The organism is Candidatus Methylomicrobium oryzae (genome assembly GCF_016745425.1).
Taxonomy (GTDB): domain Bacteria; phylum Pseudomonadota; class Gammaproteobacteria; order Methylococcales; family Methylomonadaceae; genus Methylomicrobium; species Methylomicrobium oryzae.
Map to the genome: position 1 here is coordinate 204,507 of NZ_JAERVK010000003.1, position 12,746 is coordinate 217,252.

Annotated in this window: 11 protein-coding genes; 10 read left to right on the forward strand and 1 reads right to left on the reverse strand. The window is 57.8% G+C overall.

Annotated elements, in window-relative coordinates:
• The first annotated feature begins 10 nt into the window (after positions 1–10).
• Together ispD and ispF are read left to right on the forward strand one after the other, a co-directional pair.
• Positions 11–703: a 2-C-methyl-D-erythritol 4-phosphate cytidylyltransferase gene (gene ispD, locus JJL52_RS04530; protein WP_202051206.1), complete on the forward strand. Its 693-nt coding sequence runs from the start codon at positions 11–13 to the stop codon at positions 701–703.
• Entirely contained in the window at positions 700–1,173 is a 474-nt protein-coding gene (gene ispF / locus JJL52_RS04535) for a 2-C-methyl-D-erythritol 2,4-cyclodiphosphate synthase (protein ID WP_202051207.1), read from the forward strand. Before ispD ends, ispF begins: the two co-directional genes overlap by 4 nt.
• A 62-nt stretch (positions 1,174–1,235) precedes the next feature.
• Here ispF and JJL52_RS04540 read toward each other — a convergent pair whose 3' ends face one another.
• A complete protein-coding gene (locus tag JJL52_RS04540; RefSeq protein ID WP_202051208.1) occupies positions 1,236–1,688 on the reverse strand; it encodes a hypothetical protein in 453 nt (150 codons plus the stop codon).
• Between the two features lie 187 nt (positions 1,689–1,875).
• Between JJL52_RS04540 and rlmH the strand changes: the two genes are divergently transcribed.
• The 8 genes from rlmH to pmbA all read left to right on the forward strand — a co-directional run bounded on the left by rlmH (position 1,876) and on the right by pmbA (position 12,738).
• A complete protein-coding gene (gene rlmH / locus JJL52_RS04545; protein WP_202051209.1) occupies positions 1,876–2,346 on the forward strand; it encodes a 23S rRNA (pseudouridine(1915)-N(3))-methyltransferase RlmH in 471 nt (156 codons plus the stop codon).
• Entirely contained in the window at positions 2,343–2,924 is a 582-nt protein-coding gene (locus tag JJL52_RS04550; RefSeq protein WP_202051210.1) for a Maf family protein, read from the forward strand. The genes rlmH and JJL52_RS04550 overlap by 4 nt, the downstream gene beginning before the upstream one ends.
• Positions 2,917–4,371, forward strand: coding sequence for a ribonuclease G (gene rng, locus JJL52_RS04555; RefSeq protein ID WP_202051211.1), 1,455 nt, complete (start codon positions 2,917–2,919; stop codon positions 4,369–4,371). The genes JJL52_RS04550 and rng overlap by 8 nt, the downstream gene beginning before the upstream one ends.
• A 76-nt stretch (positions 4,372–4,447) precedes the next feature.
• A complete protein-coding gene (locus JJL52_RS04560; RefSeq protein ID WP_202051212.1) occupies positions 4,448–8,266 on the forward strand; it encodes a YhdP family protein in 3,819 nt (1,272 codons plus the stop codon).
• Positions 8,267–8,289: 23 nt separating this feature from the next.
• Positions 8,290–9,102, forward strand: a complete 813-nt coding sequence (locus JJL52_RS04565; protein ID WP_202051213.1) for a carbon-nitrogen hydrolase family protein — start codon at positions 8,290–8,292, stop codon at positions 9,100–9,102.
• Positions 9,103–9,114: 12 nt separating this feature from the next.
• Entirely contained in the window at positions 9,115–9,807 is a 693-nt protein-coding gene (gene bamC / locus JJL52_RS04570) for an NlpB/DapX family lipoprotein (protein ID WP_202051214.1), read from the forward strand.
• Positions 9,808–9,855: 48 nt separating this feature from the next.
• A complete protein-coding gene (gene tldD, locus JJL52_RS04575; RefSeq protein ID WP_202051215.1) occupies positions 9,856–11,295 on the forward strand; it encodes a metalloprotease TldD in 1,440 nt (479 codons plus the stop codon).
• Positions 11,296–11,406: 111 nt separating this feature from the next.
• Positions 11,407–12,738, forward strand: a complete 1,332-nt coding sequence (pmbA, locus tag JJL52_RS04580) for a metalloprotease PmbA (RefSeq protein ID WP_202051216.1) — start codon at positions 11,407–11,409, stop codon at positions 12,736–12,738.
• Positions 12,739–12,746: the final 8 nt, after the last annotated feature.

Sequence of the window (12,746 nt, forward strand, 5' to 3'; positions counted from 1 at the left end):
ATCCTGTTTGATGACCGAGTCAATCAAATTCTGGGCCGTCGTGCCGGCGGCCGGCGTCGGCAAGCGTATGCAGTCCGACCGTCCCAAACAATACCTCGAACTGGCCGGAAAGACCGTGATCGAGCAGACCCTGAACCGCTTGCTGGAGACGGAGGTGTTCGGTGCGATTGCGGTGGCCGTGTCGGCCGAAGACCCGTACTGGCCCGAACTCGAAGTGTCGCGGCATCCTCATGTGGTGACCGCGCCCGGCGGTAAGGAAAGGGCCGATTCGGTGCTGTCCGCGTTAAAATCCCTGCATGGCCAAGCCGATGACGGGGACTGGGTGCTGGTGCATGATGCGGCGCGTCCTTGTATCACGTCGGAAGATATCCATAAACTGATCGATACCCTGGCCGATGACCCGGTCGGCGGGATTTTGGCGCTGTCCTCGCACGATACCTTGAAGGATGTGCAGGGAAGCTCAATCGTCGGAACGCTCGACCGCCGCCATATCTGGCGCGCCTTGACGCCGCAGATGTTCCGTTACGGTATGTTGAAGACTGCGTTGATCGAAACAGAAGGCAATCCGGCGATCACCGACGAGGCCAGTGCGCTGGAACTTAAAGGCTTCAAGCCGAAAATCGTCGAAGGACGAGCCGACAATATCAAGATTACCCGGCCCGAAGATTTGGCGCTGGCAATGTTTTATCTGGAGCAACAATGATCAGAGTAGGGCAAGGTTACGACGTGCATCGCTTCAACGAGGGCGACCATATCATTCTGGGCGGGGTCACGATTCCTTACGAAAAAGGCCTGGAAGCGCATTCGGACGGCGACGTGGTGCTGCATGCGCTGGCCGATGCGCTGCTCGGTGCGGCCGCGCTCGGCGACATCGGCAAGCATTTCCCGGACACCGATCCGCAGTTCAAAGGTGCGGACAGTCGGATTTTACTCCGCCATGTTTACGGCGTTGTTCGGGCCAAAGGCTATGCGCTGGTCAATGCCGATATCACGATCATCGCGCAGGCGCCGAAAATGGCGCCTCATATCGCGGCAATGTGCCGGAATATCGCCGACGATTTGCAGGCCGACATCGACTGCATCAATGTTAAAGCGACCACCACCGAAAAGCTCGGGTTTGAAGGCCGTAAGGAAGGGATTGCGGTACAGGCAGTGGTGCTGATCGAAAAATAGAACGGGATTCGTGTAAAGGTTCAGGGGGTATTGTCTGTTTACCCTGAACCCCGCACTAAAAACTATTTCATCATTTCCCGCTTGAAAATTGCGTCCAGCTGTTTGTTGACGTTAGGCCGCGGCGGTTCGGCTGGCGGCGGGACCGCTGCAGGCTTGGGCTCGTAGTGCTGTACAACCGGCATCGGCTCCGGGAGCCGTCGGGTACAGTCGCCATTATATTCATAATCACCGACCGGTCTTTCAAAAGTCCATTTGAATGGTTTGCAAACGATCGTATTTCCCAATTTTTCAAACGCGTCATGAGGAGATGGAATATTGGCTAGTGCTGTGAGCGGACTAAGGCCAACAAATAAACCGGCACCGACAAGAGTACCCGCAATTCCGATAGGTTTTAAGAAAACAGCGTCCAAAAATACATCATAGCCATCGCTTTCTATCGGTTGCGGTGTTTGTGCGAAGCCTGGCATCGCAGTTGCCATTGACAAGAGTAAAACCAACGATCTAATTTTTTTCATTCAACTCTCCAAGCGTTTTCGTTTTAAGATCTCATCAAACTGGCTGTAGAATATCCTGATTTCTACCGGACACTCCAGTTATCCGATTCAGTGTAGCATACTGTGCGGGATTTGGGTTATCTACCCGAATCCTTCTTATTTCCCGGGCTACATTGCAACCAGCATGGCTTCCCGGTATCCTGCACCAATGCAAATACATCTGATCTCGATAGGAAACCGCATGCCCGCCTGGGTGCAGCAAGGCTACGACGAATACGCGAAGCGGCTGCCGCGCGAATGCGAATTGATATTAAAGGAAGTTCCCTCGGGCAACCGGGGCAAAAATTGCGATGTCGCCCGTATCGTAAAGGATGAAGGCGAACGCATGCTGGCGGCGCTTCCGGCAAATTGCGTTCCAGTCACGCTCGATTTAGCCGGCAAGCCCTGGTCGACGCCCGAACTTTCCCAGGCGTTGAAGCGCTGGCTCGAAAGCGGCCAGAACGTCGCCTTGCTGATCGGCGGTCCGGAAGGCCTGGCCGAGGCGGCGAAAAAAACGGCCCGCGAATCCTGGTGTTTGTCGAATCTGACCTTTCCGCATCCGCTGGTGCGAATCGTCGTGGCCGAGCAGCTTTACCGCGCCTGGAGCATTCTGAACAACCATCCCTACCATCGCGGATGAACGCCCGAATCATTCTTGCATCGGCTTCGCCGCGGCGGCGGGAACTCCTGGACCAGATCGGTATCGCTTACGAGGTCCGTCCGGTCGACATCGACGAATCGCCGAAGCCGAACGAAGCGCCGGCCGATTACGTGCGCAGAATCGCGGCCGAAAAGTCGGCGGCCTGCCGGGCGCAAACGGCGCCTGCCGGTTTGCCGGTATTGGCTGCCGATACCGCGGTTGTGCTGAACGGCCGGATCATGGGCAAGCCGAAGGACAAGGAAGATGCGTTCGCGATGCTGCGCCTTTTGTCCGGGCAAACCCACCAAGTGTACAGCGCGGTCTCGCTGCGGGGGCAGGAGCACGGCGAGGCGCTGAGCGTGACCGAGGTAACCTTCCGAAAGCTCGGCGAACGGGAAATAACGGCCTATTGGGCAACCCGAGAGCCGGCCGACAAGGCCGGAAGTTATGCGATCCAGGGACTCGGCAGCGTATTGGTGCAGTCGATCCGGGGCAGTTTTTCCGGTGTGGTCGGGCTGCCGTTGTTCGAAACGGCCGAACTTCTCTTACAACAAGGTATCCAGGTTTTGCATGAGTGAAGAAATTCTAATCAATGTGACGCCGCCCGAGACGCGCGTCGCAGTCATCGAAAACGGCATTTTGCAGGAACTCATCATCGAACGCACCCGCCAGCGCGGGTTAGTTGGAAATATCTATAAAGGCGAAGTCTGCCGGGTACTGCCGGGCATGCAGGCGGCCTTCGTCGATATCGGCCTGCCCCGGGCGGCGTTTTTGCACCTGTCCGACCTGTCCAGCAAAGAGCTTGAAAAAAAAGGCTCCGAAAACATCGAACATTATCTTTACGAAGGCCAGCATATCGTCGTGCAGGTGGTGAAGGACCCGATCGGCAGCAAGGGGGCGAGGCTCACGACCGAAATTTCGATTCCGTCACGCTATCAGGTGTATATGCCCTATGCGAACAATTCGGGCGTCTCGCACCGGATCGAGTGCGAGGAAGAACGAGTGCGTCTGAAAGCCTGCCTCGATGCGTTCCGCCAGGAGCACAATTGCGGCGGCTTTATTGCCCGGACCGCGGCCGAATGCGTCGAAGAGCCGGTATTGATCGCCGATATGACCTTCTTGCTGAAGCTCTGGGGGGCGATTTCGGCGAAAATTGCCGGCGCGAAGGCCAAGCAGTTCATCCACAAGGACCTGCCGCTCAGCATCCGCACGCTTCGCGATCTTTACAAGGAAGGCATCGACCGGGTGCGGGTCGATTCGACCGAAACCTATCATCGGCTGGTCGAATTTGCCGAGGTGTTTGTGCCCGAAATCGTGCCGGTGATCGAACATTACACCGGTGAATGCCCGGTATTCGAAATCTACAATGTCGAAAGCGAGATTCAAAAAGCGCTCGACCGCAAGGTCAAGCTGAAGTCCGGAGGTCACTTGGTGTTCGACCAGACCGAAGCGATGACGACGGTCGACGTGAACACCGGCGGCTATGTCTCGGGACGCAATCTGGAAGAGACGATCTTCAAGACCAATCTCGAAGCGGCTCAAGCGATTGCCCGTCAGCTCCGGCTGCGCAATCTGGGCGGCATCATCATTATCGACTTCATCGACATGCAGAGCGACGAGCACAAGCGCCAGGTGCTGCAGGCGCTAGAACGCCATCTGGAGAAGGATCATGCGAAGACTAAGATAACCGAGGTGTCGGTGCTCGGGCTGGTCGAAATGACCCGCAAGCGGACCCGGGAAAGCCTGGAGCACATCCTTTGCGAGCCCTGCAAGGCCTGCGGCGGCCGCGGTGTGCTGAAAACGCCGGAAACGGTCTGTCTCGAAATTTTCCGCGAAATCATCCGCGAGGTTAGACAGTACAAGGTCAAGCAATTGCTTGTTTTGGCCTCAAATGAGGTCGTCGAAATGCTGCTCGACGAAGAGGCCGACATGCTGGCGGAACTCGAAGCGTTCCTCGGCGTGCAGATCAAGTTCCGCGCCGAGGCCGAATACAATCAGGAGCAATACGATGTGGTGCTTTTGTAAGACGAAAAGCGCCCTTCATCCTGCGAAAAAAGCTTCGAACCTTTCCTAAAGCGTCCTTGGCTTTTCACCCGTTTTTATGATTCGCCATTTTACCCGGGCTACCCGGCATCTGCTTTTCTGGGGATTGATTGCCGTCGCTCTGGGCATGACCGGCGTGCGCCTAGCCTTGTCCGGCATCGAAGGCTACAAAGCCAGATTGGCGTCGAGGGTCGGCGTAATGGTCGGCGCTCCGGTCACGATCGGCCGGCTCGGAGCCCGGATGCGCGGCTTTAGTCCCGAGATCGTCCTCAGCGATATCGGCATCGCCTCGATTGCCTCGGCTAAACGCAATGCGATCGAGCTGAGAGAAATCCGTTTGGGCATTCATTTGCTGGAGGCCGCTCTCAAAAGGGATCTGCTGGCCTCGTCCTGGGTGACGCTGGTCGGCGCGAAACTGACCGTCAAACGCAATACCGACGGCAAATTGAGCATCGCCGGCCTGAAAGCGGGCGAGGGCAACCCGTTGTGGCTGCTCGAAACCGGCAAATATGAGGTGCTCGACAGTGACATTACTTGGCAGGACGAGCAGAAGCAGGGACGCCCGTTGACCTTCGAATCCGTCGATATGGCGCTGATTAACGAGGGCGATCGTCATAGGCTGAACGTGCTGATGCAGTTGCCCGAGAAATTCGGCGAAACGCTGCGGGCATCGGTGGACTTCGACGGCAATCTGTTCGATTTCAAAAATCTGCAAGGCCGCGCCTTTCTCGAAGGCCGCAATCTGAATCTGCCGGAATGGGTAACGCTCGATCTGCCCATGGCGATTACGGTGGCGTCCGGGCACGGCGATCTCAGGGTCTGGAGCGACTGGCGGCAGACGCAGGCGGTGGCGGTTAACGCCCAGGCGAATATTCGCGGCTTGAGGCTGAACAGGCCCGGTACCGAACCCTTCGCCGCCGAACAGCTGCAAAGCCGCTTCTATCTGGGGCTTAGCGAAAGACAGTGGCAGCTTAACCTCAAGGAATTCGTGCTGAAGACCCGCGAGCGCGACGAGATCAAAACTTGGCCCGACGCGGTACTCAGCGTCAAAGGCGCAGGGGCACAGGAAAAGGCCGCGCAGCGAATTGCGTTGTATGCCGAGCGTTTGGAACTGCAGGAAGCCGCTCTGTTGGGCCGCTTTCTGCTGCCGAAGGAAAATGCGGCGGCCAAGCCTCTGCGCGATTTCAACCCGAAAGGCGAACTGCGCGATTTTGCGCTGTTTGCGGATTTCGACCAACAAATCCTGTCGATGAACGGCGGCTTCAACCAGGCGGGCTTCGCGGCGGTCGGCGAACTGCCCGGACTGGAGAATCTGTCCGGACGGATCCGGGGCAACCGGCAGCAGGGGGCGATCGAACTGGTCGGCGAAGATACCGTATTCCATGCGCCGGGCCTGTTTCGCGAACCGCTCCCGCTCGATCGGGTAGCGGGGGCTGCCCAATGGCGATATACGGACGAAGGGCTGTCGATTGCCAGTCCGTTGCTGGCGCTGGAATCCCGCGGCATCAAGACGTACAACCGCTTGCATTTTTCCGTTCCGAACCAAGGCGGCGAGCCGTTTATCGATCTGCAGAGCCGGTTTTCCTGCCCCGATGTCAAGGTGATCAGCCGCTATTTGCCGACCAAAAGCATCACGCCCGATGTTGTGGATTGGCTCGATCATGCGTTTGTGAAAGGCACAATCCCGAAAGGCGGATTTCTGCTGTACGGCAATCCGGGCGATTTTCCGTTTAAAGGCTCGGAAGGCGTCTTCGAAGTTCTCTTCGACGCGGAAAATATGGAGCTTGCCTATCAATCGGGCTGGCCGAATCTGACCGGTGCGGCAGCCGAAGTTTTGTTCTATCAGCAGAGTCTGGATGTGGCCGTGCGGCAGGGGGCGTTTTACGGCGTGGCGGTGACGCAGGGCGATGTCGGCATCCGGAGTCTGGAGGCAGCCGGTAAGCTGGCGATCAAAGGCGAGCTGGAGGGCGATATCGGCCAGGCGCTCGAATTCGTGCGGAACTCGCCCTTGGCCGAACGCGCGAATGCGTTTTTGCGTAGTGCGGCGCCGCAAGGGAAAGCCAAGTTCAACCTCGATTTGGAAATTCCTTTGGAAAACGGCGGCGATTATCGGACCGATGTGGAAGCGCAATTCAAGGATGCCGTGTTGGGGCTGAAGTCCCCCGCTTTGACATTGAAAAACCTGACCGGACATCTCAAGTTCGACGGGAAAGGCGTCTATGGCGACAGTCTTACCGCCAGTTTTCTGGACCGTCAGGTCAAAATCAATCTCGACACGGACGACTTTAGAACCGAAGTTCGTGCCGACGGGCGAGCCGGCATCGAAGCGCTCCGCATCAAACTCGATATGCCGTGGCTCGATTTCGCGCAGGGAGAGGCGGCTTACCGGCTTGCCTTGCGCCTGCCGCATACGGCGGGCAAGCCAACCCTGACGATCCAGTCCGATCTGGATGGGGTGCGGCTGGATTTACCCGATATGCTGGCAAAACCGGCAAACCAACAGAAACCTTTGTCGATTGCTTTCGAGTTGGACGATCGGAATAGGCTGCCGGTCCGACTGCATTACGGCGACGACTTCAGCGCCGCGCTCAAAATCGGTTTGAACAAGCCGCATGTCGAGTCGGGCCATATTTTGTTGGGAGCCGGCCGGGCCGAGCAGCGCAGCGAGCCCGGCCTGCTGTTCGAAATCCATCGCGACCGGCTGCAATTACGGGATTGGGTCCGATTGACCGGCACCCGGTCCTCGAACCGGGAAAGTCAATTCGATGCCGCGCAGATCAAGGTGCACGGCGACCAGGGGTTTTGGGGGGAAACCGGCCTCGGGCGGTTCGACCTCGACTTGCAGCGATCGGATTCGTATTGGGAAGGCAGCATCGACAATGCCATTCTGAAAGGGCAGGTCAAGCTGCCGGCCGACTTGCAAGGAGCGGAACGGATCGAGCTGAATCTGGATCGTCTGGATGTTTCCGCGCTGACCCGAATCAGGCTGGAAGATGAAGGCCGGGGAGAGGCGGGCGACTATTTTCCGCGGCTCTCGGTCCGCAGCGCACAAACCTTTTGGAACGAAGCTGATCTGGGCCGGTTTGTGATGGAGACCGAACGGGCCGAAGACGGCTTGTCGTTCGACCGCTTCGAATTGCAGGGCAAAGACCAGAAGCTGGCGTTGACCGGAAGCTGGAAAAGCGCCGGCGGCCGCTCTCAAACCCGTGCCAAGGGACGTCTGGAATTGGTCAAGGGAGGGTCCCTGTTTGCCCGTCTCGGCATCAACAAGGACTTGACCGAAACCAGCGGCGTGATCGATTTCGATCTGAACTGGCAGGCCTCGCCTTACCGTTTTGCGCTGGCCGATCTGAAAGGCGCTGCGGACGTCGATTTCAAGAGCGGACGCATCCTGAGTATCGAACCCGGCTTCGGACGGGTGCTCGGAATTCTGGCGATGGCCCAGTGGTTTAAACGCCTCCAATTGGACTTTCGCGACGTGTATCAGGAAGGGCTGACTTTCAACAGCATTCAAGGCCGCTTTAATCTGGCGCACGGTAAGGCAGTCACCGACGATCTGGTGGTTGATGCTGTGCCGGCTAAAATTTCGATCGTTGGAGAAACCGATTTCGTGAACCGGACGCTCGATCAAGTCGTAACCGTGACGCCAAAAAGTGCCGATGCGGTGCCCATTGCTGGTACAATTATGGGTAAGTTTGCGGCCTTGATCGACAAAACGATCACTGGCACCGAGCATGAAGGCTTTTTTTTCGGCTCGCAATATCTGGTCAAAGGCAGCTGGGAAAACGTGGAGATTTTGACTTTGCATGAAAAGGAAGGTTTGCTCCAGAAAACCTGGAGCGGAATTACCGACTTTCCGTCGCTGCTGCAAAAATGAAGACAATAATGAGAGAGGAATGAATGAGTAAGTGTGCGGCCATCCAGATGGCTTCCAGTCCCAATGTCGGCTCCAATCTGCTGGAAGCCGAAAAGCTGATCGCGGAAGCGGCAAAGGCCGGCGCGAAACTGGTTGCGTTGCCGGAAAATTTTGCGCTGATGGGCGAACATGAGCTGGACAAGATACGGATCAAGGAAGCCGACGGCCAGGGGCCGATTCAAAATTTCCTATCCGAAACGGCCGCGAAACACGGGGTGTGGATTGTCGGCGGCACGATGCCGATCGCGGGAGATGCCGAAAATAAAGTTAGAGCTGCCTGCTTGATCTATAACGACCGCGGCGAGCGGGTTGCACGTTACGACAAGATGCACCTGTTCGATGTCAGCGTGCCGGGGACGAATGAAGTCTACCGGGAATCCGATTCGATCGAGGCGGGTGCGCGTCCTTTGGTTTTCGATACGCCGTTCGGAAGGATAGGCATCGCCGTATGCTACGATTTGCGCTTTCCGGAGTTTTTCCGGGAAATGGCCCGGATGGGGATGGAAATCCTGATCATCCCGTCCGCGTTTACCGCCGAGACCGGCGCCGCGCACTGGGAACTGCTGCTGCGCGCCCGGGCGGTCGAAAATCTGTGCTACATCATCGCGCCGAATCAGGGCGGTTTCCATATCAATGGACGCAAGACCTTCGGGCACAGTATGATCGTCGATCCGTGGGGCGTGGTGTTGGATTGCTACAAAACCGGCGGCGGCTTCGTGATGGCCGACATCGATCTGGAGCGTCTCGAAAAAGTTCGTACGGCGTTTCCGGTGCTGCAGCATCGTCGGTTCATTTAAGGAAAAAAAGGTATGCGGCTGCATTTCGGTTTACTGTTTGCCTGTTTGTTGCTGGCGGCCTGTGCATCCGAAGACCCGCGTTACCGCGACACCTCGGCGCTCGAGAAGCCTCCGACATTGGTGATCGAGAAGCAGGAACCGGCCGGCGGGGCGCCTAAAAACGCGGGCGCGGATAAGGAGCCGGAAGACGCCGCCCCGGGCGCCGATGAAGACCGCGATGAGGCCGAAGCGAAAATCAAGAAAGGCCTGGGCGATCAGGCAGTTTCGATCAGCGAGGCGCCGCCTTGGGTGCTGACGCTCAGGCAGCCTTTCGATACGGCCTGGAACTCGCTGAAGCGCGCAATGATCCAAAGCGGGATTGAAGTCACCGATCTTGAACATGACAAGGGCAAATTTTACGTCAGTTACGATGCGGACAGTTATGTGTCCGTGCACGGCTCAGTGATCGAAAAAACCCTTGACCTGTTCAATAACGATTATGAGAAGCAGACCTATGTGTTGACCGTTTCGCCGGAAGACTCCATTTCGAAAGTGACCGTTGCGCCGGGGAAGGATGCAGAATACCGGAAAAGAACCGACCGTGACGATGAAGAAATTGCCGGCGGGGCAGATACGGAGGAGGACAAGCCGACGGCCGGCGACGGCGACGAAAAACTGTTGAGATCGCTCTATTTCACATTGAAAGACGATCTCCGCGAAGATTGATGACTTTATACCGACCTTGCGCCTTTTTACTCTAACCGAACCGTTTTAATGGAATTGATTACCCTGGCCAAACAGGCCATCCTGAAACCTTCAGGCATTACCGAAAGCGAAATCGATACGATCATGAGCCGCCTGATGTCTTCCAGGGCGGATGCGGCCGATATCTATTTCCAGTCCACCCGTGCCGAATCCTGGGTCATGGAAGGAGGCATCATCAAGGAGGGCAGCCATAACATCGCGCAGGGCGCCGGCGTGAGGGCCGTGTCCGGAGACAAGACCGGCTTTGCCTACAGCGACCGGATCGAACTGCCGGTCCTAATGGAGGCGGCCAATAACGTGAAGGCGATCGTGCGCCAGGCTCAACAGGCCAGCGTGGGATTGTCTTTGCCGCCGAGCTGGCCGTCCTACTACGCGCCGATCGACCCGATCCGATCGCTCGAAGATCGGCAGAAAATTGATTTATTGCGCCGGGTCGAAAGCGAAACGCGCAAGCTGGATTCCCGCATCGAGGAGGTGATCGTCAGCCTGATCGGCGTCCATGACCATATCCTGGTTGCGGGGCAGGACGGTGCATTGGCCGCCGATGTGCGGCCGCTGGTCCGAATGAATGTGACCGTGATCGTCGTACAGAACGGCCGACGCGAGCAGGGCAGCATGGGCGGCGGCGCGCGCAGCGATTACCGTTATTTCATCGAACAGGACCGGGCGCTGAATTACGGACGCGAAGCGGTGCGCCAGGCACTGGTCAACCTCGAAGCGGCCGAGGCGCCGGCCGGCAATATGACCGTTGTTCTGGGGCCGGGGTGGCCGGGCATTCTGTTGCATGAAGCGATCGGGCATGGGCTGGAAGGGGACTTCAACCGCAAGGGCACTTCCGCGTTCAGCGGTCGGGTGGGACAGCGGGTCGCTTCCGATCTCTGCACGGTTGTCGATGACGGCGCCCTGCCGGGCCGACGCGGTTCGCTGAATATCGATGACGAAGGCACTCCGACCGAGCGGACGGTCCTGATCGAAAAAGGCATCCTGAAAGGCTACATGCAGGACAAGACGAATGCACGGCTGATGGGCGTCAAACCCACCGGCAACGGCCGCAGGGAATCCTATGCGCACGCGCCGATGCCGCGGATGACCAATACCTACATGCTGCCCGGTCCGCACAATCCGGAAGAAATCATTCGCAGCGTCGAGAAAGGCATTTACGCGAAAAACTTCGGCGGCGGACAAGTCGACATTACTTCCGGTAAATTCGTGTTTTCGGCCAGCGAGGCCTACCTGATCGAAAACGGCAGAATTACCCGGCCGGTTAAAGGCGCAACCCTGATCGGCAACGGGCCGGATGTCTTGACCCGCGTGTCGATGGTCGGCAACGATCTGGAGCTGGATTCCGGCGTCGGCACCTGCGGCAAGGATGGCCAAAGCGTGCCGGTCGGCGTCGGCCAGCCGACCCTGAAAATCGACGGCTTGACCGTGGGCGGAACGAGCGTTTAACCGATTTTTGAAAAAATCATCAGGTCTGCCAGGATTTAAAAACCTGGCAGGTCTTTAATTCATCAGGTCGGGTTCATAAAGCAACCCGATACCGAATCCCAAGAGTCTATTTTGCAAAACCAGGATCAACTCAGCGAATTGAAAGCCATCGTCCAGTCTTTGCTGGACGAGGCTCTCCGGCAGGGCGCCAGCGCCGCGGAAGCCGGCCTCAGCCAGGAAAACGGCCTGTCGGTGACGGCCCGGATGGGCGATATCGAAACGATCGAGCACCACCGGGACCAAGGTCTCGGCGTAACGGTCTACTTCGGCCAGCGCAAGGGCTCGGCGAGCACCACGCATCTTTCTCCCGAGGCGATCAAGGATACCGTCGCGGCGGCCTGCAGCATCGCCCGGTACACGAATGCCGACGACTGTGCCGGTTTGCCCGATCGGGAGTTGTTGGCGACCGAATTCCCCGATCTCCAGCTGAACCATCCCTGGCCGATCGATGCAGAAGCGGCGATTGCGCTCGCGATCGAATGCGAAGATGTCGCGCGCGGTTACGATCCCGAAATCAGCAATTCGGAAGGCGCCAGCGTGAATACCCATCAGGGCATCCATGTGCTGGGCAACACGCTGGGCTTCCTGCACGGAACGATGTCTACCCGGCATTCCTTGAGCTGTTCGGTGCTGGCCGAACGCGGCGGTAACATGCAGCGCGACTACTGGTACAGCGTGGCCCGGAATCCTTCGGATCTGGAGTCAGCCATTCATGTGGGCCAGAAAGCCGCCCAGCGCACGTTGAGGCGCCTCGGCGCGCGCGGTTTGAGCACCCGGCAATGTCCGGTGCTGTATGCGGCGGAGATTGCGACCGGCCTGCTCGGTTCGTTCATCGGCGCGATCAGCGGCGGAGTACTGTACCGGAAGTCTTCTTTTCTGCTGGATTCGCTCGGCAAGCGGATTTTTCCGGAATTCATCCATATTCATGAGTACCCGCATTTGATCGGTGCACTCGGCAGCGCAGCGTACGACAGCGAAGGCGTCGCGACCCGCCCGCACGACATCGTCAGCCAAGGCGTCGTCCGCAGTTATGTGTTGGGAACCTACTCGGCCCGAAAGCTCGGCATGAAGAGCACCGGCAACGCCGGCGGCGTGCACAATCTGCTCATCGATCCGGGCACGCAGGATTTCAACGAGATGCTGAAGCTGCTGGATACCGGCCTGCTTGTGACCGAACTGATGGGGCAGGGAGTGAATATGGTCACGGGAGACTATTCGCGCGGTGCGGCCGGTTTTTGGGTCGAGAACGGCAAGATACAATACCCGGTCGAAGAAATCACAATCGCCGGCAATTTGAAGGATATGTTCAGGAATATCGTGGCAGTCGGTAACGATGTCGATCTGCGTGGCAATGTCCGCACCGGATCGATTTTGATCGAGCGGATGTCGGTTGCCGGCGCATAATAATATGT